The organism is Planococcus sp. TJ-201 (genome assembly GCF_058268495.1).
In genome coordinates this window covers 49020-74629 of record NZ_JBZDOG010000004.1, presented here as the reverse complement: position 1 = coordinate 74629, position 25610 = coordinate 49020, and the positions used below count along the sequence as shown (strand labels likewise).

21 protein-coding genes and 1 riboswitch are annotated in these 25610 nt (G+C 47.3%); of the genes, 4 read left to right on the top strand and 17 right to left on the bottom strand.

Translation table 11 applies throughout. From position 1 onward, the window contains the following. Window positions 1-12: 12 nt before the first annotated feature. The 10 genes from AC4EG4_RS11005 to AC4EG4_RS10960 all read right to left on the bottom strand — a co-directional run bounded on the left by AC4EG4_RS11005 (window position 13) and on the right by AC4EG4_RS10960 (window position 11798). Window positions 13-735, bottom strand: a complete 723-nt coding sequence (locus AC4EG4_RS11005) for a GntR family transcriptional regulator (RefSeq protein ID WP_490979274.1) — start codon at window positions 733-735, stop codon at window positions 13-15. Between the two features lie 5 nt (window positions 736-740). Then, window positions 741-1481 carry a glucosamine-6-phosphate deaminase gene (nagB, locus tag AC4EG4_RS11000; RefSeq protein WP_490987829.1) on the bottom strand — a complete coding sequence of 247 codons (741 nt, stop codon included), beginning with the start codon at window positions 1479-1481 and terminating at the stop codon, window positions 741-743. 5 nt (window positions 1482-1486) lie between these two features. After that, a complete protein-coding gene (gene nagA / locus AC4EG4_RS10995; RefSeq protein WP_490979276.1) occupies window positions 1487-2647 on the bottom strand; it encodes an N-acetylglucosamine-6-phosphate deacetylase in 1161 nt (386 codons plus the stop codon). A gap of 64 nt (window positions 2648-2711) precedes the next feature. Beyond that, a complete protein-coding gene (gene nagE, locus AC4EG4_RS10990) occupies window positions 2712-4628 on the bottom strand; it encodes an N-acetylglucosamine-specific PTS transporter subunit IIBC (RefSeq protein ID WP_490987828.1) in 1917 nt (638 codons plus the stop codon). 196 nt (window positions 4629-4824) lie between these two features. Beyond that, window positions 4825-5877 (bottom strand): DUF871 domain-containing protein, encoded by a 1053-nt coding sequence (locus tag AC4EG4_RS10985; RefSeq protein WP_490987827.1) that lies wholly within the window; start codon window positions 5875-5877, stop codon window positions 4825-4827. A 74-nt stretch (window positions 5878-5951) separates the two neighbouring features. Further along, on the bottom strand, window positions 5952-7331 hold the full coding sequence (locus tag AC4EG4_RS10980; RefSeq protein WP_490987826.1) for a PTS transporter subunit EIIC: 1380 nt from the start codon (window positions 7329-7331) through the stop codon (window positions 5952-5954). 24 nt (window positions 7332-7355) lie between these two features. Then, window positions 7356-8240, bottom strand: coding sequence for an N-acetylmuramic acid 6-phosphate etherase (gene murQ / locus AC4EG4_RS10975; protein ID WP_490987825.1), 885 nt, complete (start codon window positions 8238-8240; stop codon window positions 7356-7358). Window positions 8241-8371: 131 nt separating this feature from the next. Beyond that, a complete protein-coding gene (locus AC4EG4_RS10970; RefSeq protein ID WP_142829166.1) occupies window positions 8372-9220 on the bottom strand; it encodes a MurR/RpiR family transcriptional regulator in 849 nt (282 codons plus the stop codon). A gap of 232 nt (window positions 9221-9452) precedes the next feature. After that, the gene (locus tag AC4EG4_RS10965) at window positions 9453-10586 is read right to left on the bottom strand and encodes a M20 family metallopeptidase (protein WP_490987824.1); all 1134 of its coding nucleotides are present in this window, start codon (window positions 10584-10586) and stop codon (window positions 9453-9455) included. An 87-nt stretch (window positions 10587-10673) separates the two neighbouring features. Beyond that, window positions 10674-11798 carry an NADH-dependent flavin oxidoreductase gene (locus tag AC4EG4_RS10960; RefSeq protein ID WP_490979282.1) on the bottom strand — a complete coding sequence of 375 codons (1125 nt, stop codon included), beginning with the start codon at window positions 11796-11798 and terminating at the stop codon, window positions 10674-10676. A 184-nt stretch (window positions 11799-11982) separates the two neighbouring features. On the opposite strand from AC4EG4_RS10960, the gene AC4EG4_RS10955 reads away from it, so the two are divergent. Then, on the top strand, window positions 11983-13011 hold the full coding sequence (locus AC4EG4_RS10955; protein ID WP_490987823.1) for an NADP-dependent oxidoreductase: 1029 nt from the start codon (window positions 11983-11985) through the stop codon (window positions 13009-13011). Window positions 13012-13170: 159 nt separating this feature from the next. Here AC4EG4_RS10955 and AC4EG4_RS10950 read toward each other — a convergent pair whose 3' ends face one another. Together AC4EG4_RS10950 and AC4EG4_RS10945 are read right to left on the bottom strand one after the other, a co-directional pair. Beyond that, window positions 13171-13302, bottom strand: a complete 132-nt coding sequence (locus tag AC4EG4_RS10950; RefSeq protein WP_490979284.1) for a hypothetical protein — start codon at window positions 13300-13302, stop codon at window positions 13171-13173. Window positions 13303-13360: 58 nt separating this feature from the next. After that, window positions 13361-14368 carry an LLM class flavin-dependent oxidoreductase gene (locus AC4EG4_RS10945; RefSeq protein ID WP_490987822.1) on the bottom strand — a complete coding sequence of 336 codons (1008 nt, stop codon included), beginning with the start codon at window positions 14366-14368 and terminating at the stop codon, window positions 13361-13363. A 278-nt stretch (window positions 14369-14646) separates the two neighbouring features. Between AC4EG4_RS10945 and msrB the strand changes: the two genes are divergently transcribed. Beyond that, a complete protein-coding gene (gene msrB / locus AC4EG4_RS10940; RefSeq protein ID WP_490979286.1) occupies window positions 14647-15786 on the top strand; it encodes a peptide-methionine (R)-S-oxide reductase MsrB in 1140 nt (379 codons plus the stop codon). A gap of 315 nt (window positions 15787-16101) precedes the next feature. On the opposite strand, the gene metH is transcribed toward msrB, so the two are convergent. The 3 genes from metH to AC4EG4_RS10925 form a co-directional block, all read right to left on the bottom strand. Next, window positions 16102-19539, bottom strand: a complete 3438-nt coding sequence (gene metH / locus AC4EG4_RS10935) for a methionine synthase (protein WP_490987821.1) — start codon at window positions 19537-19539, stop codon at window positions 16102-16104. Further along, window positions 19520-21379 (bottom strand): bifunctional homocysteine S-methyltransferase/methylenetetrahydrofolate reductase, encoded by a 1860-nt coding sequence (locus tag AC4EG4_RS10930; RefSeq protein ID WP_490987820.1) that lies wholly within the window; start codon window positions 21377-21379, stop codon window positions 19520-19522. Before AC4EG4_RS10930 ends, metH begins: the two co-directional genes overlap by 20 nt. A gap of 72 nt (window positions 21380-21451) precedes the next feature. Further along, window positions 21452-21556, bottom strand: a riboswitch (SAM riboswitch). Window positions 21557-21681: 125 nt separating this feature from the next. Then, the gene (locus AC4EG4_RS10925; protein WP_490987819.1) at window positions 21682-22449 is read right to left on the bottom strand and encodes a DUF6920 family protein; all 768 of its coding nucleotides are present in this window, start codon (window positions 22447-22449) and stop codon (window positions 21682-21684) included. 139 nt (window positions 22450-22588) lie between these two features. On the opposite strand from AC4EG4_RS10925, the gene AC4EG4_RS10920 reads away from it, so the two are divergent. Both AC4EG4_RS10920 and AC4EG4_RS10915 read left to right on the top strand, forming a co-directional pair. Beyond that, the gene (locus tag AC4EG4_RS10920) at window positions 22589-23134 is read left to right on the top strand and encodes a PadR family transcriptional regulator (protein WP_490979289.1); all 546 of its coding nucleotides are present in this window, start codon (window positions 22589-22591) and stop codon (window positions 23132-23134) included. 12 nt (window positions 23135-23146) lie between these two features. Beyond that, window positions 23147-23623, top strand: a complete 477-nt coding sequence (locus tag AC4EG4_RS10915; protein WP_490979290.1) for a DUF4188 domain-containing protein — start codon at window positions 23147-23149, stop codon at window positions 23621-23623. Between the two features lie 69 nt (window positions 23624-23692). Here the strand turns inward: AC4EG4_RS10915 and AC4EG4_RS10910 are convergent, their stop codons facing one another. Together AC4EG4_RS10910 and AC4EG4_RS10905 are read right to left on the bottom strand one after the other, a co-directional pair. Next, complete coding sequence (locus AC4EG4_RS10910) at window positions 23693-24277, bottom strand: hypothetical protein (protein ID WP_490979291.1); 585 nt, start codon at window positions 24275-24277, stop codon at window positions 23693-23695. A gap of 91 nt (window positions 24278-24368) precedes the next feature. Then, window positions 24369-25568: an MFS transporter gene (locus tag AC4EG4_RS10905; protein WP_490987818.1), complete on the bottom strand. Its 1200-nt coding sequence runs from the start codon at window positions 25566-25568 to the stop codon at window positions 24369-24371. Between the last annotated feature and the right edge of the window lie 42 nt (window positions 25569-25610).

The window sequence follows — 25610 nt, the reverse complement described above, 5'->3', positions numbered from 1 at the left end:
TCTCCTTTGGGGTTATCTCTGAATATCGGTCGTGAATTTATAACGGTCGGCCCGGTACGTGCTGCGAACCACTTCGAATGGCAACTCACCCTCCAGGTAGCTGATGCGTTCGATCATCAGGATCGCTGCCGGTTGTTTGATGTGCAGCAAGTCGGCATCCTCTTTTTTCACCAGCCCTGCTTCCATCCGCTGGGTGGCACGGCTGATTTTCAGCTGCTGGTTATTTTCTATTATCGCATACAGTGATCCTTGAAACGAATCTTCGGTCAGATTTGGAAATCGTTTGACCGGCAGATAGGTCCGCTCAATCGCCATCGGCTTTTCATCCGCAAACCGAATGCGTTCGACAAAATAAACTTGGTCGCCATGGAGCAGCTTCAAGTCTTCTGCAACGTCGGATTCCGGCTCCATGATGTCAAAACCGATCAGCTGGCTGCTCGGCACCATGCCGCGCGACATCATGTCTTCCGTAAAGCTCGTCAAGCCATTGAGCGGCTGTTCGACTTTGGGAGAAGCCACAAATGTGCCGCGTCCTTTTTCCCGGTATAACAGGCCGTCATTGACCAAATTGGTGATGGACTGGCGCACCGTCATCCGGCTGACGCCAAAGCGCTCGGTCAATTCGCGTTCTGAGGGAATCGCTGCACCGATTGGAAAGTCGCCTTGCTGAATCTGCTGTTTCAGCTGTTCTTCTATTTGAATGTAAATGGGAATCGGCGATTGTTTGTCCAGCACAGCATTCACTCCTCTTCTGCCGCTGCCAGGCTATAGGCATCCTGATCTACAATCAGTGTAACATGATTGTGTTTCCATAAAAATGAAGCTGGAAAATCTTCGCTGACACGTCCGTCCAGAAATCGCTTTACAGCTTGTGCTTTCTTTTTGCCGGAAGCCAATACAAGGATCCTTTCACTTTTCAAAATCGATTGAATCCCCATCGTGACGGCGTGTGTCGGTACGCCATCGCGGTCACTGAAAAACCGTGCATTGCTGTTCCGCGTCGACGCTTCAAGCTGCACGCAATGGGTCAAACTCGTTTCTGGCGTTCCAGGTTCGTTAAAGCCAATATGGCCATTCGTTCCCATGCCGAGAATCTGCAGATGCGGCGGCCCAATTTCATCAATCAATGCTTCGTAACGCTGGCATTCCACTTCCACTGGCACGGCTTTGCCGTTTGGAATATGGGTGTTCTCCAAAGGAATATCAATATGCAGAAACAGTTTTTCATTCATAAAATGGCGGTAGCTGTTCGGGTGGTCGCCCGACAGTCCGCGGTATTCATCCAGGTTAAGGGTTTGGATATGCTGGTAGGAGATCTTTCGTTCGCTGACTCCTTGAATCAGTTGTTGGTAAAGGCCAAGCGGTGTCGATCCGGTTGCGAGCCCCAGAACCGAATGGCTGTTGTTCAGGATCTGCTGTTCCACCAATTGCGCCGCGCTGCTGCTCATCTCTTCGTAGTTTTCGACTCGTATCAGTTTCATTACAGTCACTCCTTCGTATAGGCAATTGTTCCTCTGCACAGGGTCAGTTGAACATTATAATTTTCATCAAGAATTACCACATCGGCGTCTGCACCAGCCTGTAGCTTGCCTTTATTGGCAAGACCTAGCTCGGTTGCCGCATTGGCAGAAGTCATAGCCACCAGCTCGTTCAAACTGCAGTCCGTGATCGATTGGATATTCCGAAGGGCTGCATCCATTGTCAGAACGCTGCCCGCTAAAGTTCCGTCGGCGAGGCGAGCGTCTTTTTTGGTAACTTGTACATCCTGGCCGCCTAAATCATAAACTCCGGGCGGCAGTCCTTTTGCGCGCATCGCATCCGTAATGAGCATCAGCCGTTCTGCGCCTTTTTGCTGAAAAGCCAGTTCGACTGCAACCGGATGGCTGTGAATAAAATCAGCAATGATTTCTACCATTAGCCCCTCTTCCATTAAAGCCGCACCTACCACGCCAGGATCCCGATGATGGAACGGACTCATTTGATTATAAAGGTGAGTCACATGGCTGGCGCCTGAACGAACGGCCGTCTGTACTTCTTCTAGCGTGGCATCTGAATGGCCAATCGATGCAATCACACCATCATCTGTCAGCCTTTTAATAAACACCATTCCGTTTTTTGTTTCTGGTGCAAGAGTGACTAAGCGGATCTGGTTGCCGCTGAGCTTTTGCCATTTACGGAATAATGGGTAAGAGGCTTCTGTAATGTATTCAATTGGCTGCGCCCCTGCACGTTTAGCTGAAAGAAATGGACCTTCCAGGTGAACACCAAGCATTTCAGCCTGCCCATCTTGCGCCTGAAATTTTTGGATATTCTGCAGGGCTGTTGAAATGGCGTTGTCGGATTGCGTCATGGTGGTCGCCAAAAAGCTGGTCGTGCCTTCTTTCGGCAAAGCACCGGCTAAGCCGGCCAGTGCTTCCGGTGTTGCATCCATGGCATCGTGTCCGGCAGCACCGTGAATATGGAGATCAATAAACCCAGGAAACGCCGTCCATTTTTTGCCGGCTGCTTCTATGTGAATGTCCGCCTGCATCTCAATCTTTTTAGCAGTTTGAATTATTTTTCCATCCTCCATCAAGATGTCCCCGATAAAAACTTTTTCTACCGCATCTGCTATTGTGACGCCGGAAATTAGTATGCTTTTCGTCATTTTAACCACTCCTTGCGAAAAACCAGGAAGATCACAATGGATGTCCCTGGCTCTTCGGCTTTAATTATTCGACTTTCAGGATAGATGCATTTCCTTGTTCCTGGAAACCGTCTTTCATGATCGTCACTTTTTGTTCGGTTAAGTTGGTGAAAATAACCGGTGTGGCAATAGAAGGAGCATTAGCGTTTAGGAAATCCAAATCAAGTTTCAGCAAGGCGTCTCCACGTTGCACCAATTGTCCCTGCTCCACTAATGTCTCAAAACCTTCACCTTTCAGTTTGACGGTATCCAACCCGACATGAATCAGAATTTCAATTCCTGTATCTGTCTCGATGCCGATAGCGTGCTTGGTTGGGAATACGCTGACAATACGGCCATCAACCGGTGAATGAAGGATATTCCCAGATGGAATGATGGCAAAACCAGGTCCCATCATGCCTTTTGCAAATACTTCATCCGGCACTTCTGATAACGGAATCATTTTCCCTTGAATCGGCATTTCAAAATCCTTAGCAATAATTTCTTTCATGGCCGGTTCTTCGCTGGCAGTTTCTTCAACAGCGGCAGTTTCCATTCCAGTTGCAGGTGCCGGATTGCCGTTTGCTACACGCGGCTTCATGGCATCTCCCAGAAACTCAACAGCTGTTCCGATAACCACTTGCACATTGGTTTTATTTATTTTCATAACACCCATTGCCCCGTGGCGCTTGAGGGCTTTTTCATCTACAAGCTCTGAATCTTTGACTGTCATGCGCAAACGCGTCGTGCAATATTCGACAGCCACAATATTTCCTGGGCCGCCCAATGCTTCAATCGTATTATATGCTCTGACATCAACAGCGTTGCTGCCTGAGCCCGCATTTTCTGCACCTTCTTCATCTTCGTCTTCACGTCCAGGTGTTTTCAAGTCCAGCTTAACGATGAGGAAGTAGAAGATTACAAAGTAGATAACTCCAACAACCAGTCCCATCACCAACAAGATCAGCGGATTGGTAGCCAGTCCATAGTTCAGGACGTAGTCAATGGCACCAGCAGAAAAGCCGAAACCATGATGCACATCTAAAGCATAAGCGACCATCATCGAAGCACCGGTCAATAATGCGTGTACAACATACAAAACAGGCGACAAGAACATGAATGTAAACTCAATCGGTTCTGTAATTCCTGTCAAAAATGAGGTGAATCCGATACTGAAGAGCATTCCGCCAACAAGGGCTTTGCGCTCTTTTTTAGCTGCGGCATACATGGCAAGACATGCTGCTGGCAAACCGAACATCATGATCGGGAAGAAACCGGACAGGAAGGGTCCTGCCGTTGGATCGCCTCTCAAGAAGCGGTTAATCTCTCCACGTACCACCTCTCCACTCGCATCAGTGAAAGTACCAAAATCAAACCATACAACAGTATTAATAACATGGTGAAGGCCAGTCGGCAACAATAAACGGTTCAGGAAACCGTAGGCACCGACGCCAAACATCCCCGCATTCAAAATCCAGTCACCGGCACTGTCAATGCCTTCTTGGATTGGCGGCCATGCATAACCCAACACCCCAGCCAAAATCGTCATGACGGCCGCGGTAATAATCGGTACAAATCGCCTGCCGCCGAAAAAGGCTAGCCATTGCGGAAATTTAACATTATAAAATTTATTGTATAAAAGACCTGCGACAATACCGGATACAATACCGGCAAATACGCCCATGTTGATCGATTCATTGATTGTAACAATAGCCGAAGTCAATACGAGATAAGCAATGGCACCAGCTAACGCCGCTCCCCCGCTGCCATCATGAGCAAGTCCCATCGCAATCCCAATGGCAAAGATAATTGCCAAGTTGTCGATGATACCTGCACCTGCTGCCGACATGAACGGAATGCCAAGCAAATCATCCTGTCCAAAACGCAGCAACAAAGCCGCAGCTGGCAACGTAGCAATTGGGAACATCAACGATTTCCCTATTTTTTGCAGAAAACCAAACATAAAACTTCCACCCCTTTATGTATTCTTAATTTTCACTATATCTGCTATCGGTATAGTTGTCTATACCAATTTAGCAAATAATAAAAATAAAGTAAGCGGTTACTTTATTTCTTAAGAGTTTCAAGGAATAAAGTCGTTTGAAAAGCAAAAACTGAAAGCTTTTAGGCTCCCAGTTTTCATAAAATGCTCTTTCTGCTCAAATCCAATTTATCTGGAATTTCACTCCACCTTTGATATATGGCAGCAATTCCAAGTCTTCATTGATAACTTTACCAATGACATTCACTTTTTCGTCTGCAGCCAGATCTTTTTTAGTAATCTGTAACTCACCCTGATAGCGGCCATAGCGCTTGTTATCAATCGTGATACTGCCGGTGTACCGGGGAATGGTATTGTTCGGCTCCAATAAATGGGTACCAATCAAGCCGTATTGGCGCGACTCGATGGAACGGATGCAGTCACGGGCAGCGTCCCATCGATTGGTTTGGATGTCCAAAGGCGCCACCTCCACCAGTGGTTCTGCCCGCAATGGAATTGTTCCTTTGTGAAACTCGGAAAATTGGTATAGGCTCTCATCGCTAAGTGTAATATCGCCAATCAGAATTTTATCTACGGCTCCATCTGCCTTCAAGTGCAGGTATGCTTTAAATGGACTCACATCCCGGTGTTCTTCGAGCGTTGGCAGGCCGCAGTGAAGAGGTCCGCGAAGAAGACCATCTCCTGGAATAAAAGCCATGACCATTAGTCCTTCGCTTTTCAGCCACAGATTGGTTTTCACAAACTCGATGGAATCCAAACCGGTTTCCGGCCGTGGATAGAAGTTATGCCACATTTCGACAGCATTCGGTTGCAAACCTGCGCGAGTCAAAGCAGCCAGTCCAGCTTTCGTCAATGTACTGGCATTCAAAGCGACTTTCATCTTTTGAGACAGTGCGGCAATTACATTATCGTCCACTCCGTAATCAATCCGTAATCCCGTCACTCCCCATTCCAGCAAGCCTTCTGCATTGTCCCAGCCAAAGCCTAGATGAGCCAACGACTGCGGCGCGATGTCCGCCATCAGTTCCATATCAAATTGCAGTGCCCACCGCCCCAATTGCTGCAGCCGTTCCTTATAGAGAAGTGGATCGTCTTCAGGAATATGCAGCGAAGTGAAAATGGAAGTAAACCCGAGCTTACTAACCCTTTCTATATAAGGCGATAGCCCTTGAAACGAATCGTCTCCCAAATAAACTGAAATTCCACGCATTCTGTCAGCTCCCTTTCCAGTGTATCTCGTCCTTTTCATGCAAAAGAAAAAAGGGAGATTTCTCTCCCTCTTCCTCAAATTCCTTCTGCCATCTCTTCTTTGAATCCAAATAAATAAGTGAAAATGAATCCGAAAATATAGGCTACGACTAAGCCAACAAAGTACCAGAGGTATTGGCTTTCAGCAATCAATGGAATCAATGAAATTCCTGATACCCCGATTCCAAGTGCTGCCGTGTGCATCACTGCCTGGAATGCGCCGCCAAAGGCAGCACCCATGCAAGCCGTAATGAATGGCCGGCCAAGCGGCAAAGTTACGCCGTAAAGCAGCGGCTCACCGATGCCAAGAAAACCAACTGGCAGTGCTCCTTTGATAATATTTCTTAGACGCTGATTTCTTGTTTTAACGTATACGGCAATTGTAGCACCAACTTGTCCCGCTCCAGCCATCGCCAAAATTGGCAGCAAGGCTGTAGCGCCAACAGTGTTCATTAGCTCCAAGTGGATTGGCGTCAATCCATGATGCAGGCCCAGCATTACAAGTGGTAAGAAGAAACCAGCCAGGACGCCGCCTGCCAATACGCCGCCAACATCAAGTACAGAGGTTAGAACAGTCATAATAGCATCAGATAAGAGGCCTGCGACCGGTACTACCGCATAAAGTGAGAAGAATCCAACAACCAATAGTGTGATGAGGGGTGTAAACAAAATATCGACTGAGCTGTGCATCACTTTGCGAACATTTTTTTCAACAAAAGTCATTAGCCAAGCTGCGAATATAACCCCGAATAATCCGCCTCTGCCGACAACCAGCGGCTCTCCGTAAATGACGATGTCCGCCAACATCGGATTGAACAGGATTCCTCCTGCAATCGCACCAAGTACCGGTGTTCCGCCAAATTCCTTCGCTGTGTTCCATCCGACCAGAATAGCCAAATAGGCAAATACGGTGCTTCCAAGCAGCAATAATATTTGCATCCATGTTTCAGTCGCGTCCACTCCGGCATTTTTCGCAAAGTTGGCTGCTCCATTGATGATTCCTGAAGCTACCAGACCTGGAATCAGTGGAATGAAGATGTTACCAACACGGCGCAGGAAAAGTTTGAATGGTGTTTTGTTCTTTTCTTTCAGCTTGGCTTTTTTCAAAGCGGCTTTTTCCGTGAAATCCATATCGTCTTCATCGACGTCCGCCATTTCACCGATTGCCAATCCGGTTTCACTGCTCATTTCAGCAGCAACTTTATTGACTGTACCCGGACCTACGACAATCTGGAGTGTATCGTCCTCGATGACACCCATTACGCCATCCACACGCTTCAGCTCATTTAAATCCACTTTGCTGTCATCTTTGATCGACAAACGCAATCGTGTCATACAATGCGCTACTTGATTAACATTCTCTTTTCCCCCGATTTTTGCGAGAATGTCATGCGCCATCTGCTGTTCTTTTTTCATATTACCCCTCCGCTCCCCCGAGTGTTATAAAGCTTTTCGTACAAAGCCGCCAGCTGTTTCCAGTTTGGCGATAGCTTGTTCTTTCGTGCAATCCAGCAAACTCATGACAATTGCCGTTTTTACGTGGCCATTTGCTCCTTCGTAATAACGCTGAGCAGTTTCGTAATCAACTTGAGCGGCATCCATAATGATTCGCTTGGAGCGTTCCACCAGTTTTTCATTAGTCGCTTGGACATCTACCATCAAATTGCCGTAGACTTTGCCAACGCCGATCATCGCAGCTGTCGAAATCATATTCAGTACAAGCTTTTGGGCGGTTCCCGCTTTCAGACGAGTTGAACCGGTCAATACTTCAGCTCCCGTTTCAATCTCAATCGCTGTATCGGCATAGTTGCTGATTTCGGCTGTTTTGTTACACGAAAGTGCAACGGTCGCTGCGCCGATCTGCTTGGCGCATTGAAGCGCCCCAATGACGTATGGTGTACGGCCGCTAGCTGCAATGCCGACGACGGTATCATTCGCCGTTAAAGAAATCGCTTTCAAATCATCCATGCCAAATTGCGCTTTGTCTTCGACGCCTTCAATCGCAGTCTTGATCGCTTCTGCACCCCCGGCAATAATCCCGACTACTTGTTCAGGCGAGACGCCGAAAGTTGGAACACATTCAACTGCATCGAGAATTCCTAAGCGTCCGCTGGTTCCGGCGCCGATATAAATCAATCTGCCGCCAGCCTCAAAGGAAGCAATGGTTTTTTGCACCGCTCGCTCGATGTTTCCCAATTCGTTTTCAATCGCTTTTGGAACGATGCGATCTTCTCGGTTCATGGTTTCCAATATTTCCAGCACTGACATTTCATCCATCTTCATGGTGTTGGTGTTGCGCTTTTCTGTGGATAAATTTTCTAGCATCGGATCACCTCTTTACATTTATTTCTTGATTTCATTTTATCCTTAAGAAATTTAAAGTCAATATAAATTGATATAATAATGAATTTAAATTTCATTAAATCGAGTAAAAAAAGAGCCGAACCATCAGCTCTTTATCTTCTTAAGCTTTCCATTTCACTGCGGGCATCATAGTATTGCTGCAAAACCTTTTCGCCAACATGATGGAAAATGCTCATATATAAGGTATCGATTACGGTCAGTTGCGTCATCCGCGAAGGAATGCTGCCAATACGAAAATCCTGCTCCACATTCGGTGTACACAAGCGAATGTCCGCTTCTTTGTACAAGGGTGATTTGCTGAGCGTCGTAATGGCGATGGCAGTCGCCCCTTTTTTCTGCGCAAACCGCGTAAGTTCTAAGACATCCTTTGTTTTTCCGGACGTGCTGATTGCCACAAACACATCGTTTTCCGTCAGATGTGGAATCACTGACAGCATGTAATGAAAATCGAGAGAAGTGATCGAATGATAGCCGAGTTTCGTAAATTTATACTGAGCATCGACAGCCGCAGTGGATGAACCGCCAACACCGAAGAAAACGATTTTTCCGGCATGCTGAATCGCTTCAACCGCCTTCGCTAATTCTTTTCGGTCCATCGAGTCCGCACACGATTCAATCGCGGATTTGTTGACATGGATCACTTTATGAAAAAGATCGTATGGAGAGTCTTTTTTGTTCAATACCGAAAAATCAGTGAGGTTGGTATCCGTTAAGGTTAAGTCTTTCATAAGTGCAAGTTTGAAAGATTTAAAGCTGCCGATGCCAATCGATTTGCAAAAGCGGATAATGGTCGCTTCGCTGACTCCTGATTTTTTCGACAGTTCTTTCGTGGTCATGTGTGGGATGGCTTCCGGATTTTCAAAAACGTACTCGCCGATCCGCCTCTCTGCCTCTGATAACTGCGGCAGCACTTCTTTTATTTTTTGCATCAAAGAAGTCATCTTTGAACCCCCTGTGATTCTGTTTCTGATGTTAACTGATTACATGTCTCCAAGCTGAAAGTGGTGCGTAATACTTACTGTTTCTTTCAACTTATTTATGTAAGCTGAACCTTTTATTCACTTTGGCCATAGCTTAGTTCGGAGCTAAAGAACATAAGTGCAACTTCTCTAGCATACACGAAAGTCCAGTATAAAATGAGTGATTTCAGTTGAATTCAAGCATTAACATTTTCTATTTCAGACTCAATCGCTCAATAACATTCGCCAGCAGCAAGGTGCGCTCGACCAGCGAAGAAACCACCAAATACTCGGTTTCCTGATGGGCGTTGCCGCCGACTGGACCCAATCCATCAATCGATGGAATGCCGATATGTGATGTTAAATTAGCATCTGATCCGCCCCCACTCTTTTCATGAGACAGAGTAATGCCAAGTTTTGCACCTTCTTCGGCGATCACGTCGATTAATTTCTGTGCAGATTTTGTCAATACCCACGCCGGCCGGGTGATATGGCCAGTCAATTCCACGGTCGTCCCCGGTGTTTCGGTGCAGCTGCAAATTTCCTTAATGGCACGGTCCAAACGTTCGCCATCTTCCGGTGTTTCAATCCGCAAGTCAATCCCGGCTTCCGCAAAAGGCGCAATCGTATTGACGGACGTTCCGCCTTTGATCAAACCAACGTTTACGGTGATCCCTTTGTCAGGTTCGCTCAAGGCATGCAGCTTAAGGATTTTCCGAGCCAGTTCTTCAATGGCGCTTGCACCATTTTCCGGTTCGATGCCGGCATGCGCGGACTTCCCATAAACTTTCAGGAAATACTTGCCCCCGCCTTTGCGTTCACTAACGAGCTGCCCGTTCTGTGCTGGCTCCAGTACAAGCGCATATTTTTTATCGGCTGCAACTTTTTCAATAAGGCTGCGCGAAGCGATGGAGCCGATTTCTTCGTCTGTATTCAAGATCAGGACCACGTTTTTATAAGCCTCGCTGCCGCTTGCTACCAACGCCTTGATGGCGAACAAAGCTGTGGCGTGGCTGGCTTTCATATCGATGACACCCGGTCCATGGGCTAAATCCTCCGAAATATGGAAAGGCCGTACTTCTGCTGTTCCTTCTGGAAATACGGTATCAAGATGTGCTAGAAGAACGATTTCCGGCATTTTTGCTTCTGGGTGTCGAATAACCAGGTTGTTTCCAAATACTTGTTGTTCGTGTACTTCGATTTTAAATCCAATCAACTTGTATTCCTCAGCCAAAACATTTCCTACTCTGTCGATGCCATTTTTAAAATAAGAACCGCTGTCGATATTGACCAGGTTCTCTATCAATTCCAACATCGGCTGCTGATTTGCTTGAATAAACTCTCTCATATTCGCTGTCCCCCATGGCTTTTCTTTATTCTATCAAAAAAAGCCCTTGGCACCTCAAACAAATTGGGGTGCCAAGGGCTTAAGATATTACTGATCTGAAACGGTAACCATGCCGTATGAAGTGATCAAATGCCACATGTTTTGAGGGATGTCCAGTTTTCCAACCATTTTCGGTGTGATGACCGGATGGATTTCCTGTTCTTTCCCTTGTTTCACTTTGTCTGTCCATTCAGGATCGATCAGCGCTTGGCGGCCGATTACTACGATGTCCGCGCCTTCTGATAACGCCGTTAATGCATCTTCCGGTGTTTTCACGCTGCCGACTGCAACAAAAGCCGCACGCCCGTTAATGTGGTCTGCCAAGAGGCGGACAATGCTGTTGCCTTGTTCCGCGCCTTTTGGTGCTTTCATGATTTCCATTAGCGATACATGGATATAATGAATGCCGTGCTGAATCAATTCTTCTACCAAGACTTTGGTATCTTCTATTGTATAGCCAACTGTCGTTTCGTTGTTTTCTTCCGGCGACAAGCGGTAGCCGACAATAAACTGCTCATCCGCATATTTCGCAACGGTTTCCTGTACTTTTTTCTGAACAGCCAGTGGAAACTTCAAGCGATTTTCCAGGCTGCCTCCCCATTGGTCCTGACGCTGGTTTGTTGCTGTGGAAACAAACTGCTGCAGCAAGTACGTATTGGCACCATGAATTTCTACGCCGTCAAAGCCGGCTTCGATTGCGCGTCTCGTCGTTTCGCCAAAATCTTCGATGATGGCTTCAATTTCGGCTTGTGTTAACTCGCGAGGAGTTGGCTTGCCTGCTTCGCCGGGTACGGCACTTGGCGCTACGGTTTCATTTGCTTTGATCAATGCTGGCTGCCCTTGGCGTCCGCCGTGTTGAATCTGGAGGATTGCTTTGCTGCCTTTTGATTTCATATTATTGGCCATTTGCGTCAGGCGCGGAATCGCACTGTCATCAAAGCCGATAAATTGGTTCGGAAAGGCAATGCCGTTTTCTGAAACCGCGATGCATGCCGAGATAAACAAGCTGCCAAGGCCAGCACGTCGGTTGTAGTACGTCAATTCTTCATCTGAAACAGTGCCGTCTTCATTTCCTGAATAAGTTGTCATCGGCGCTACGCCCATACGGTCATTCAACACGATACCATTTGGCAACGTGATTTCTTCAAATAACTCTTTGTATAGTGGATTCAATGGACTTCCTCTTTTCTGCAATCTAATAGTCTTCCGAAAGGCTTCGGTATTTCAAAATAGCATATGAATTTTAAGGAATCAAGAATACACGCTCGCTCCCTTTTTCCGGTACATTATTTTTGACCGTCCTCCATTCCAGTGGTACGCTTTTCATCGAATTCGCATACATTAGGAGGAATTTTCCATGACAACTCAAACACATAAAGAAATCCATTTGGCCAATCGTCCTGAAGGCATGCCAACCAACGATGATTTTAAATTTGTCGAAAAAGAAATTCCCGTACCCGGCAAAAACGAAGTCTTATTGAAAACACTTTATCTTTCCGTAGATCCATACATGCGCGGACGGATGAGAGATGTAAAATCGTACATCCCGCCATTCGAATTAAATCAAGTACTGGTCGGCGGTGTTCTTGCCGAAGTGGTTGAATCCCATTCGGATTTATTCAAACAAGGCGATATCGTCAACGGCAACCTTAACTGGGCTGAATATACAGTCGCGGATCCTGAAAAATTACAAAAAGTTGACCCATCTGCCGCACCGATTACGGCACGCCTGAGTGTCCTTGGTTTGACAGGACTCACTGCTTATTTCGGCTTGTTGGATATTTGCAACCCGCAGCCAGGCGAAACCGTCGTCGTTTCAGGCGCAGCTGGTGCAGTAGGTTCCATCGTTGGCCAGATTGCCAAACTTAAAGGTGCACGCGCTGTCGGCATCGCCGGTTCGGATGACAAAGTCGATTACTTGATCAACGAGCTCGGCTTTGACGCCGCGGTCAACTATAAAAAAGACAGCTTTAAAGAAAATTTGATCAAGGCGCTTCCTGATGGTGTTGACGTTTATTTCGATAACGTCGGCGGAGACATTTCAGACGCCGTCATCAATGAACTGAACAACAATGCCCGCATTTCCTTGTGCGGTTCGATTTCGTCTTACAATTCGCCAGGCGAAGATGTAGGTCCTCGCATGCAATGGAAATTCATCAAGACCAGCTCAATGATGAAAGGCTTCACGCTCGGCGATTATGCAAAAGACTTCCCGACTGGCGCTGCCGCATTAACGCAATGGCTCCAGGAAGGCAAATTGAAATACGACGAAACAATCGTTGAAGGCTTTGAAAACACGCCGGAAGCTTTCCTTGGTCTATTTAAAGGCACCAACCTTGGCAAGCAATTGGTGAAAGTCGCTGATCCTGATTTCGCGAAGCTATAAGATGATGAAAAGCCGCCTACCCGGGCGGCTTTTTTCCATTTAATTGGATATACATTCTGTTGGCAGCCAAATACTTTCCATTTCAGCTGAAATACGTTCTATTTGGCCCCAAATACTTTCCACAAGCTGCTCAATACTTTCTAAACCCCAAAAATCCCCTTACCAATCCCTGAAAAAGCGCAAGACCAAACGTGGAAGAAAGAAAAATAACTCAAAGAAATCCATCACATCGACAATCCACCAACGATCTTTCTTCTCTTTCTTTTCCTTCGCTTTCGTTTCGATTTCCATCCGCCATCTCCGTCCCTTCTGCATTTTTACTTTATACGCAGCAAAGGCACAAATGGTTTCATTTTCCAGGAAGATTAAATGCTTCGGCTAATAAACGCAGTTCGGTCATTCGGTTATCGGCTCCAGAAATGTTGGGAATGATGGTGATTTCGTCTGTAGCGTATTGCTCGGCAATCGCTTCGATCTGTGCTTTTACTTGTTCGGCGGTGCCGATCAGCATGCGTTGCCGGTTGCGCTTAACTTTTTCCTTCTCGCTTGCACTAAAGCCGCGCTTTTTTGCTGTTTCGATAGATGGATAATAAGGAGGCGGTGAATCGGATTCGACAAACAGCAGCCACAAATCGAACGCGGCGGCCAGCTCTTCGGCCTTTTCCTCTGTTTCGGCGACGACTGCAAAAACCGCGATGATTACTTCCGGTTCTGCTAAAAACTGCGATGGCTGGAATTCCGCGCGGTACGCATCCACCACTTCCACTCCTTGCCGGGATGGCTTCGCAAAATGAGCAAATGCATAGCCCATTCCTTTTTCAGCTGCAAGCCGGGCACTGCCTTGTCCGGTTCCAAGCAGCCACAACTCTGGCGCCGTATCGACAATCGGCATGGCCTGAAGTGATTGGAAACGGTGTTCGCTGACGGTGTCATCTGCAAAATACTTTTGAAGATCCACCAATTGCTGGTCATAAGACAGCCGCTTGGTTTTGCTTTCATTCAACGCTTCGTTGACCATCCGGTAGCTGCGGGAACGGCCGATGCCCAGATCAATGCGGCCGGGATGCAGTGCTTCGAGCATTCGAAAGTTTTCCGCAACTTTGTAGGCGCTGTAATGCGGCAGCATGACGCCTCCCGAACCGATGCGGATCGTCTCGGTAGACGTTGCCAAATGCATCATCAGCATTTCTGGCGTACTTCCTGCTACCGATGCCACCTGATGATGCTCAGCTACCCAAAAGCGCTTAAACCCAAGCCGTTCTGCCAGCTGAGCAAGCTGCGTTGATTGCTCCAAAGATGTCGTTGCCGCCTCGCCTTCATCAATCGGCGAATAGTCCAATATATTCAATGAAATCATCTGTCTGCCCCCTTTACTCGTTCTTGCATCTTAGCACGGGAATCAAAAGCTCCTCCACTACAGTGAACCCATAAATCGAATTTGTGACAAACCGGACAAATTATCAGTTTTTTCCGAACCGCTTCAGTTCCTCTTTTACAAGCATTCGATTAAACTGAAGATAGAAACGATAGGATACCGCTTACAATCTCCTTTTTTTTCGTCACATTGGACTCATTTTCGGAAATGGACGATGGTTGGCTCATGAACACCTCAACAAGAAAGGCTGGAGATTTGATATGAAAAAGAGTTTATTTATAGGATTTTTATTAGTATTCCTTATCGTCCTTGCGGGCTGTTCAGCCGAAAGCGCAGGCAATTCCAGCAATACCGCATCAGGACAGACAGCATCTACAAGTACTTCCAAATATCCCGATAACCCAAATGTGGACCTTGATTTTAACACCGACAACTTAGAGGACATCTGGCTTGCCGGCGGTTGTTTCTGGGGAGTCGAAGCCTACATGGCACGGGTTTACGGCGTTTATGACGTCACTTCCGGCTATGCCAATGGCAATACCGAAAATCCAACTTACGAAGAAGTGATCCGGGAAAATACCGGGCACGCTGAAACCGTCCATGTCCGCTACGATCCGGAACGTGTGGATCTCGAGAAGCTGCTCGGCCATTACTTTATGATTATCGATCCAACACTTTTGAATCAGCAAGGCAATGACCGAGGCGAGCAATACCGGACGGGTGTTTATTATGAAAATGAAGCCGACCGGGCTGTTATCGATCAAGTAGTCGCAGCTGAGAAAGAACGTTACGATGACCCGATTGTTACTGAAGTCGAAGTGCTCGAGCATTATTACTTGGCAGAAGAATACCATCAGGATTATCTCGAAAAAAATCCAGACGGCTATTGCCATGTAGAGTTTGATAGCCTCGAAGGACAAGAGTTAGGCGAAGATGCCCAATCATTGATCGATCCAGCGCTTTATCCGAAGCCAAGTGACGAAGAATTAAGAGAACAATTGACAGACATTCAATACGAAGTAACGCAGGAAGACGCGACAGAGCCCGCTTTTTCCAATGAATACGATGGCTTTTACGAGCCTGGCATCTATGTCGACATCACCACTGGCGAGCCGCTGTTCTCTTCTGCGGATAAATACGATTCCGAAACGGGATGGCCGAGCTTTACCAAGCCAATTGATCCGAATGTCGTTACCGAACACGACGACGGTTTGTTGTTTATGAAACGGACTGAAATCCGAAGCCGAGCAGGCGACAGCCATTTAGGCCATGTGTTCACTGATGGCCCCGAAGATAAAGGCGGACTGCGCTATTGCATGAACAGCGCTGCCCTGCTGTTTATTCCTGAAGCAGAAATGGAAGCAGAAGGCTATGGCTTCTTGTTGGATAAAGTGAATTGATGCTATCGAAAAAGGCGGTCAGCTGAATGCTGGCCGCCTTTTTTCTTTATGTTAAAAGCAGGAACAGGAAATCCACGATTTCCTGTTCCTGCTTTTACTAATTTTTTCTAGTTGTTCAGATTACCGCGGCTTATGCCCGTCGAATCTACATGGGCGCTTTCGCTTTTCTCTTGTCCNGCTTCCGCTTTTCTCTTGTCCAGACTCCAGCGCCCAGATTCTCGGGTCATAAGCCAACCCAGCGCCGTGGCAAAGAACGCCACTCTGCTGGTCTGTCTTATGCCCGTCGAATCTACATGGGCGCTTTCGCTTTTCTCTTCAATCCACAATGAAGTACCTGGCATCTGGATGAGCGAAAACGATGGCGGATACCGAAGCTTCCGGATCCATCATGTATTCTTCTGTCAGATGAACACCGATGTCTTCGGGTTTGATGAGATTGAACAGCTTTGCTTGATCCTCCAGGTTCGGACAAGCCGGGTAGCCGAAGGAGAAGCGCTGTCCCTGGTATTTCGCAGCAAAGCGCTCGCGCATCGAGAAGTCCGTGGCATCTGAAAAGCCCCATTGGTCGCGGATTTCCTGGTGGATGCGCTCGGCAAAGCCTTCCGCCAGTTCCAGCGCGGTTGCTTGAAGTGCATGGCTTTCCAAAAACTTGCCCTGTTCTTTCAAGCGTGTCGCTTCATCCCGTACACCAAATCCTGCCGTCACTTGCATAAAGGCCACGTAATCCATTTCGCCGCTGTCCACAGATTTCAAGTAATCGGACAGGCACAGGAATGGCGGAGCCGATTGGCGTGGGAAGGTGAAGCGCTCGATTTCCGTTTTGGCGTCTTTCGGGTCATAAACGACCACATCATCGCCATCACTTTGAGCTGGGAAAAACTGATAAAGTCCAGATGGCTTCAACAGGCCGGAGCCCAGGAAATTAGTCGCCAGTTCGTGCAATTCTACAGCACGCGGATCGCCTTGCGACAAGGTTTTCTCACTATAGCCTTTCAACCCAAGATGATGGCCGATTAAAGTGCGCATATTCACATATGGATACAAATGCGCCACTGAATAATCTTTCAGTACATGGCGGCGCAAATCGTTCGGTACGTAGACAGGTACATCTTCGCGAACCGTTTTGACCGGTTTCTCAGCAACTGCAACAGCCGGTTTGGCTGCGCGCACCGCTTCTGAAGCTTGGCGTTTTTCCTGCTGGGCATCCAATTCCAATAACAGCTCAGCTTTTCCTGCACCGCTTTGCAGCCGGTTCGCAAGGTCCAGCCCTTGCATGGCATCTTTCGCGTAAATAACCGGTCCGTCATATTCCGCTGAAATCTTGGTTTCCGTAAAGCGTCTCGACAGTGCGGCGCCGCCGACCAGAATCGGCACATCGATGCCTGCTTCCTTGAAATCCTGCGCGGTGATGACCATCTGTTTGGCTGATTTGACCAACAAGCCGGATAAGCCGATCATGTCCGGTTTTTCTTTCCGGATCACTTCGATCAACGTAGCCGGCGTTACTTTAATGCCGACGTCGATCACTTTAAAGCCGTTGTTGCTCAAGATGATCTCGACCAGGTTTTTGCCGATGTCATGGACATCGCCTTTGACTGTGGCCAGTACGATTTTCCCTTTTCCGGAATCGTCTTCTTTTTTCTCCATGAACTGCTCTAGGAATGAAACCGCCGCTTTCATGACGCCTGCGCTTTGCAGTACTTCGGCAACAATCAGTTGATTGTCATTAAACAGCCGGCCTACTTCGGCCATCCCTGTCATCAATGGTCCGTTGATGACATCGAGCGGTTCATCGTACATTTCCAATGCTTTTTCCAAATCCGGGATCAAGCCTTCTTTGGTTCCTTCTATAATATAGTAAGCCAAGCGGTCGGGCACCGTTTTCGGGATGTCGTCCTCGGTTTTTTCTTTCTTCTTATCACGGTAGAAAGCCGTAAAATCAGCCAGAGTGGCGTCTGTAGTTGTAAACAGCAATTCATTGGCCATGTCGATTTCCTGTTTTGGAATCGATGCATAGCGCTCCAGCTTTTCCGTGTTGACGATGGCGTAGTCCAAACCTGCCTGCGTGCAGTGGTAGAGATAAACGGCATTCAATACTTCACGGCCAACCGGCGGCAAACCAAATGACACGTTGCTGACGCCCAGAATGGTCAATGCGCGCGGCAGTTTTTCTTTGATCAGGCGGATGCCTTCAATGGTTTCCACTGCAGAGCCGATGTATTGCTGATCGCCGGTACCGACTGGAAAGACCAGTGGGTCAAAAATGATATCTTCCGGCGCCAGTCCCCATTTGTTGACCAGCAAGTCATACGACCGTAACGCAATTTCCAGCTTGCGCTCACGCGTAACCGCCATGCCTTCCTCATCGATCGTTCCGACAACGACTGCCGCTCCGTATTTCTTCACCAGCGGCATGACCGCATCAAACCGCTCTTCCCCGTCTTCCAGGTTGATCGAGTTAATGATGGCTTTTCCTTGTGAGAATTTCAGCGCCACTTCAATCACTTCTTCATCCGTGGAATCAATGACCAGCGGCACTTTCACTTTTTTGACGACTTCTTTCATGAAATTGGTCATGTCCTCGACTTCATCCCGGTCCGGGTTCGCCAGACAGATATCAATAACATGAGCGCCGTTTTTCACTTGCGCGCGGGCAATTTCAGAAGCTTCTTCAAACTGGCCATCCACAATCAGCCGCTTGAACTTGCGGGAACCAATGACGTTGGTACGTTCACCAATGAATAATGGACGCATGGTTTCATCGTACTGCAACGGTTCAATGCCGGAAACGACATGGCCGTGATCGACAGGATCCGGTTTTCTCGGAGGCAGACCTTCCATTGCTTCACGCACCGCTTGAATATGGGCTGGCGTCGTACCGCAACAGCCGCCCACTACGTTCAGCCAGCCTTTATCGGCAAAGCCCCGCAATTTTTTCGCCAGCGATTCCGGTATTTCGTGATAATGCCCTTCTTCATCCGGCAAGCCGGCGTTCGGGTAACAGCTGACATAGCCGTCCGACAGCTCAGACAGCGATCGGATGTGGTCTGTCATGAATTCCGGGCCGGTTGCACAGTTCAAGCCAACCGATAACGGTTTCACGTGCTCGATTGAAATGTAAAAGGCTTCGATGCTTTGGCCCGCAAGCGTAGTGCCCATCGGTTCAATCGTTCCTGACACCATGATCGGCAACTCGATTCCGGTTTCTTCAAAAGCTTGCTTGATTCCAATTGTTGCCGCTTTGACATTCAGCATGTCCTGGCTTGTTTCCAAGAGAATCAAATCTGCGCCGCCTTCGATTAAGGCTTTCGCCTGTACATAGAAATTTTCCAGCATTTCATCGAATGTGGCACCGCCTGTAACAGACAGCGTTTTTGTGGTCGGCCCGATAGCACCCGCCACAAAACGCGGCCATTCCGGCGTTGAAAAAGCAGCGGCTGCTTTTTTCGCAATTTCCACTCCACGCCGGTTGATTTCCGCCGCCTGGCTGCCGATCCCATACTCATCCAAAACAATCGGTGTGCCGCCAAAGGTATTGGTACAGAGAATATCGGCTCCCGCTTCGAGGTAAGCCGTGTGGACCCCTTCGATAACATCCGGACGGACAATATTCAAATACTCGTTGCAGCCGTCAAACTCTTCGCCTCCAAAATCTTCGGGAGAAAGATCGACGTTTTGAATCATCGTGCCCATGGCTCCGTCGATGATCAAGATTCTTTTTTCAAGTTGTTGTTCAATAAGATGTTTGGACATGGCTGCGATCGCTCTCTTTCTGTTGATCTAGTTGTCGAATGTAATGAATCAATTCCACGGTCATATCGTAACGGACAAACGGAGTTATGAGGTAAATGCCATGGAACAGCTCCGCTGCTGTATCAATCAATTCTTTTGCGATTTGGATGCCTTCTGCAGTGGCGCGGTCTTTGTCGTCGCCGCATGCGCGCATGCGTTCCAGTGCATCTTCCGACAGCTTGATGCCTGGCACTTCATTGTGCAGGAATTCCGCACTGCGGATGCTGGTCAGCGGCATCACACCAATGAAGATCGGCGTCTCCAAATGTTTTGTCGCTTCGTGAATTTCGATGATTTTCTCTTTTGTATAAACCGGCTGCGAGATGAAATAATCCGCACCGCTTTCGATTTTCTTATCAAGCCTTGCCACTGCTCGGTCCAAAACACGGACGTTCGGGTTAAATGCTGCCGCAACAGAGAAGTTGGCTTTTTTCCGCAACGGCTTGCCGGAAAATGAAATGCCTTCATTCAGCTTTTTAATCAATTGAATCAATTCCATGCTGGACACATCATAAACACTGGTAGCTCCCGGGAAGTCCCCGACTTTTGTTGGATCACCTGTTACGGCGAGTATATCATGGATCCCGAGCGCATCGAGCCCCATCAAATGCGACTGCAGGCCGATTAAGTTGCGGTCGCGGCATGTGATGTGAGCGAGCGCCCGAATGTTTTCCTTGTGTTTGAGGATGGAGCCCATCGCCATATTGCTGATGCGCGGCGATGCCAACGAATTGTCCGCCATTGTTACGGCATCGACACCGGCTTTATTTAAAGCGACGGATCCTTCTAAAAATTTAGCTGTATCCAAGTGGCGCGGCGTATCCAATTCCACGATAATGGTCCGTTCCATTTTGGCTTTTTCATGAAGCGGCTTAACTTCCAACGCTTCTGCTTCACGGATGACGATTGGTTTTCTTGCTGTTACTTCTTTATGGAAAATTGGCGGCAAGTTGCCGAGATGCTTTTTCACAGCTTCAATATGCTTCGGCGTTGTGCCGCAGCAGCCGCCGATCAAACGCACACCTTCTTCTCTTAATAACAAAGCGGCACGGCCAAAATAATCCGCTTCCGATTCATAGACGATTCGTCCGTCTTCTACATCAAGCAAGCTGGCGTTGGGATAAGCAGAAAGAAACGCTTTGTCAGGCAAAGTGACTTCTTCAAAAGCCTGGATGGTATGGTGAGGGCCAAGACGGCAGTTGACACCGACGATATCGGCTCCAAGTGCCTCCAATTGATGAAGGGCATCGTTCAGCGACATGCCATTTTGCAGGATGCCCGGCTCATGCATCGACACTTGGGCAATCAGCGGGGTATCGGTGATGCCTTTTAAATGCTTGACTGTTGCTGCCAACTCTTCAAAATCGTAATACGTTTCCAACAACAAGCCGTCCGGATCTCCAGCCAGCAAATGGATGGCTTGCTGGTCGACCATTGCAATAATCTCTTGCAATGTAGCATCGCTTTTCCGGATTCCGCGGATTCCCCCAATGGTTCCAAAAACAAATTGGCCACCCGGTGCTGCCGCTCGTTTAGCAATTCCAATAGCTGCTCTGTTAATATCTGCGACTTGCTCTTCCAGGCCGTAACGGGCCAGTTTCGCCGCATTCGCTCCGTATGTGTTGGTCTGGATGATATCCGCTCCGGCTTTAATATAGTCCTGATGAATCTTCTCAATGACTTCCGGGCGTTGCAAATTCAGTTCTTCGTTGCAATACTCAATGCCATAGGAATACAGCAATGTTCCCATGGCGCCATCCGCCGTCAATATTCTGGTCTTTAGTTCGTCTAATAAGCCCATCCTTCTCAACCTCCCATATATACAAAAAAAGCCTTCATGAAAAAGAAGGCTTTACGATATCAAACTCGTTCCTTTTCATCTGCCAGGCAATTGCTTGCCTGCTGGATTTAGCACCTGACCTTTCGGCTGGTTGCTGAAGCTTCATCGGGCCAGTCCCTCGACTTCTCTTGATAAGAATTCACTATTCTGTTTTAAGTATTCTAAATATGGTACCTGTATCTATGGAACAGGTCAAGGCAATCTGTCGAAAAACAATGAAATTTCTGTGTTATTCCGCAAAAACTTTGTGCTTTCAGAATTTTTTAGAATGTAGATGCATTTTTGGGATTAAATCGAATCTCTGACACATCAAACTTATACCAAGTAAATGTATTACCCTCTATCACCCAGCTGACCTCCATTTTTACGGGCATCTTCAATCCTTCTACCTGCTGATGCTCTTTGATAGTTCCGATGCAGAGCTGCCGTTGTGCATCTTTGGCACTGCCTTTATAGCGCAAAGCCTCCACTCTCAACAACTCACTTTGCTCATTGAAGAAATAGGTTGCTGATCCGGTCAAGCCCTCATACGTAATCGTTGCTTTCGCAGTGTGCACATCCACGAGCTCCCATTTGATAAATGGACTGAACACCGCTGCTGGATACCAAGCCAACTCCATCAAGTAGCGCTGCAGCGCAGACTCATTGGTCTTCTCATTGTCAGGAGTTTGTGACATTGGAAAGATGCTCACAAGTTTGATCCGCATACTGGCTTTGCCAGCAGTAAAGCTGTCTTTCCCCGTAATGAATAATCCCTTTCCCATTTTCATCTTTGCAGACCAGTAGAATGCAGGCGGGTCGGTAAAGCTCGTTTGTTCGGCTTCCGAGGCCATCCACTTTTTTTGCTCTGGCTTTTGTTTCATCCAACCAAGTTGCTTGAAGCTGACGCTCGCAATTTGTTCGTGACCGACAGCGCCAATTGCATAAAGCCAATTTTTCACAGGCAATGGAAGAGACTCTGTCATTTGTTCCGTTAGTTTGTCAGGAGCCGCAAGGTCAGAATGGATTACATGCTCATCTTTTTTCTCCACCGCAAACACTCCTTTTTGTTTCTTTACCTGTTTATACAGGCATTAAATCATTTTTAAATACTCACTGGACAAAAAGTCAAAAAGAGAGTATTTTTATAGCAAATAGATATATATCAAAAAGATATAAGGATGTGAATCCATGGCAAAAGAAAACCATACTCAATATGCCATACTCGGGCTGCTGACAACAGAATGCCGCACTGGCTATTCGATCAAGCAAATGATCGATACAAGCTTGAACCATTTTTGGAAAATCAGTTACGGACAAATTTATCCGACATTGAAACTGTTGGTAGATCAAGGGTATGCCACCGTGGAATCTCAAGTTCAGGAAGGCAGGCCGGACAAAAAAGAATACACGATTACTAACGAAGGCGAGCGTGCTCTAAAAGAATGGATCCAGCAGCCGATTCAGCAGCTGCCCGGTGAAAAAAATGAACTCCTGCTCAAGTTATTTTTCAGCGGAAACCAGGATGTTCAGGATACACTCAGTCATTTAGCAGATTTTCGTGAAAAACTGACCGGCCGCCTGAACACGTATAGAGCAATTCAAGAAATGATCAATACGCAATTGCGAGATCAAGCGGATGCCCCTTTTTGGCTTTTGACGCTGGATTACGGAATACGGACCACTTTGGCTGCAATCGAATGGTGTGATGAAGCAAACAAGACCTTAAGTCTATGAGGAGGAAAAACAATGAGCGCAAACGTCTTTCCCGGAAGATACACTGCTGAAAGCCACGAGGGAATCGTCGTCTTTGTTATCGGCATGCGAATCAACAAATGGAGAGCTGTGCATAAATGGCTGCCGGTCATGATGGCAATGGGGCCCATGATCAAAGAACTCGCAGTGCACAAAGAACTGGGTTGTCTGTCTTCTGAAAGTTTTTTCAAACCGCCCCTTACGTTCATGGTTCAGTATTGGCAATCGGAAGAACAATTGCATGCTTATTCGAAAGGGCAAAATCATCTGTCTGCTTGGAAAACGTTCAACAACAAAGCAAAAAACAATGACGCTGTCGGCATTTATCACGAAACCTACCTCATTTCTCCTGGCCAATCAGAGTCGATTTACGTTAATATGCCTGAGTTTGGCTTAGCCCGAGCGCTCGGAAAAACAGCGATTACGCCAGCTACTTCATCCGCTCGTCAACGACTCCAAAAGCAACATTAACTCCTTCACGCAATAATAAAACCCTGTCCAAAAAAATCCGGACAGGGTTTCAAACTAGTTAATAAGGTTTTATGTAAAAAGGCTTTGTAATTCTTTTATCGGCCGAACATCCGGCTGGCCTTCATAGCTGATGAACTCGATTTCCCCAATGCGCATGCCCGCATTGTATTCTCCGATGACGGTATCCAACAAAATAAAAGAAGCTGAAATAAACTCGTCTTCGTTATCTTCGGTAAAGCCTTTGATGTAGAGAACTAAATTCACTTCGTCGCTGTCTTTTTCAAACGTACAGAAAATATCATCCCACCCCAGTTCGATATCTCCGTATGCGATAGAAAACTCTTCCTCATGCGGTTGGCGAAAACCAATGATGGCAAAGCTGCCAAGAGTGGGTGCGTTGTCGACCAACTCAATGACGTCATCAAAAGCTTCGACCACCCCGTCTGCACTAATGATGAATTCACGTTTTCCCGCAGCCAGGCTTTCGCCAAACTCAAAAGCCAAATGCCGATTGACCTTGTGCAATTTCTTTTCCAACTGGCTAAAAAGCTTATCTCGGCCAGACTCATCCAATTCAAAGTACGCTGCTTTGTTTTCTGCAAACCATTCCCAGAAAGCCGCCACCTTGTCTTTTCTCTTTGGCAACCAATTCATCCCGCTATCCCCTTTGCAACATCATCCGTTTATTTATATCATAATCATATTTACAACAAAATGATAGTTCTTTTTATCCATGCTCAAAAGACTATTTTTCTACTTCTTTTATTTCATAAGCACGAAACTTCACCATTGAAATTACACCGAATACCGGACCGATGCTTAATAACGCAAATACCCATTTCCAGCCAACGATGCTTTGCACGACGGGAATCATATTGATGGAAAAGATCGTGACTAAAAAGCCGACGCACATTTGAAATGTTAAAGCAGTTCCTAGATACGGGGGTTCTGCAAATTCTGTCACCGCCGCTGAGAATTGCGCCGAATCGGATATAACAAACATCCCCCAAACAATTGCTACCGTTACCGTCAACCATAAAGCCTGGCCAAATGTAAAACCGATGATGACCGAACAGCCAGCACTGATGACCAATGATAGAATTGTTAACCGCGATCTGCCCAATTTATCTGCCACTAAACCGCCCAAAACGCTGCCAATCGCTCCCGCAACGCCAATTGATACAAAAGAAGCTATTGCAATCATGGCCGGGTCGATAGCAGAGGAGGAGCTGGCAAAACTGGCAGCGAAAAACACGGGGAGCCATGTCCACATGGCATACAATTCCCACATATGGCCGAAATAGCCGTAATTCGCTAACATGACAGGTTTATTGAGCAGCACTTGTTTGATCAGTTTAAAAGAAAAAATCGTTGGTTGCTGAGCAACTGGCGCGTCCCTTACGACCCAATTCATCATTGCAGCCGCAACCAATGCCAGCAGCGAGCTGACAATGATAACCAATTTCCAATCCACTGAAGAAAAAAAGATGCTGATGAAGTAAGGCAAAGACGAGCCTAAAGTCAATGCGGCAATCAAAACCCCGAGCGCCAATCCCTTTTTTGCTGGAAACCATTGCGACAACAACTTGACCGCTGTCGGATAGACGCCTGCAAGCGCGACTCCCGTTAATATACGCAAAGAAATGCCGATGGCCGCACTGTCAGCGACCGTCAGCAACCCATTGATGAGTGCACCCGCCAATGCGGAAAGGGCAAAAACTTTCCGTGCATTAAAGCGATCTGCAATACCGAAAGAAACACTTAGTAATGTGCCGATGATAAATCCGACTGGTACAGACGCTGACAGCCAGGCCTGTGTCCGCTCGGTGAGGTGCCAAAGCTCCCTCAATTCCGGTCCTGTGACGCTCGCACTAAACCATAAACTCAACGCAAACAGCTCTGCCATGGCGATCCAAAACAACGCTGTCCATTTTCCCCCAGCCATCCCAATTCCCCTTCCACAAAACAAACCGTCCTGATTTTTCTC

Coding starts and splice junctions, on each gene's coding strand:
- AC4EG4_RS10915 (WP_490979290.1), top strand. CDS start 23,147: ATGAGCGCAAACGTCTTTCCCGGAAGATACACTGCTGAAAGCCACGAG.
- AC4EG4_RS10970 (WP_142829166.1), bottom strand. CDS start 9,220: ATGACTTCTTTGATGCAAAAAATAAAAGAAGTGCTGCCGCAGTTATCA.
- nagB (WP_490987829.1), bottom strand. CDS start 1,481: ATGAAACTGATACGAGTCGAAAACTACGAAGAGATGAGCAGCAGCGCG.
- AC4EG4_RS10905 (WP_490987818.1), bottom strand. CDS start 25,568: ATGGCTGGGGGAAAATGGACAGCGTTGTTTTGGATCGCCATGGCAGAG.
- AC4EG4_RS10920 (WP_490979289.1), top strand. CDS start 22,589: ATGGCAAAAGAAAACCATACTCAATATGCCATACTCGGGCTGCTGACA.
- metH (WP_490987821.1), bottom strand. CDS start 19,539: ATGTCCAAACATCTTATTGAACAACAACTTGAAAAAAGAATCTTGATC.
- AC4EG4_RS10965 (WP_490987824.1), bottom strand. CDS start 10,586: ATGAGAGAGTTTATTCAAGCAAATCAGCAGCCGATGTTGGAATTGATA.
- AC4EG4_RS10930 (WP_490987820.1), bottom strand. CDS start 21,379: ATGGGCTTATTAGACGAACTAAAGACCAGAATATTGACGGCGGATGGC.
- nagA (WP_490979276.1), bottom strand. CDS start 2,647: ATGACGAAAAGCATACTAATTTCCGGCGTCACAATAGCAGATGCGGTA.
- AC4EG4_RS10945 (WP_490987822.1), bottom strand. CDS start 14,368: ATGATTTCATTGAATATATTGGACTATTCGCCGATTGATGAAGGCGAG.
- AC4EG4_RS10950 (WP_490979284.1), bottom strand. CDS start 13,302: ATGGAAATCGAAACGAAAGCGAAGGAAAAGAAAGAGAAGAAAGATCGT.
- AC4EG4_RS10985 (WP_490987827.1), bottom strand. CDS start 5,877: ATGCGTGGAATTTCAGTTTATTTGGGAGACGATTCGTTTCAAGGGCTA.
- AC4EG4_RS10955 (WP_490987823.1), top strand. CDS start 11,983: ATGACAACTCAAACACATAAAGAAATCCATTTGGCCAATCGTCCTGAA.
- murQ (WP_490987825.1), bottom strand. CDS start 8,240: ATGCTAGAAAATTTATCCACAGAAAAGCGCAACACCAACACCATGAAG.
- AC4EG4_RS10910 (WP_490979291.1), bottom strand. CDS start 24,277: ATGAATTGGTTGCCAAAGAGAAAAGACAAGGTGGCGGCTTTCTGGGAA.
- msrB (WP_490979286.1), top strand. CDS start 14,647: ATGAAAAAGAGTTTATTTATAGGATTTTTATTAGTATTCCTTATCGTC.
- AC4EG4_RS10980 (WP_490987826.1), bottom strand. CDS start 7,331: ATGAAAAAAGAACAGCAGATGGCGCATGACATTCTCGCAAAAATCGGG.
- nagE (WP_490987828.1), bottom strand. CDS start 4,628: ATGTTTGGTTTTCTGCAAAAAATAGGGAAATCGTTGATGTTCCCAATT.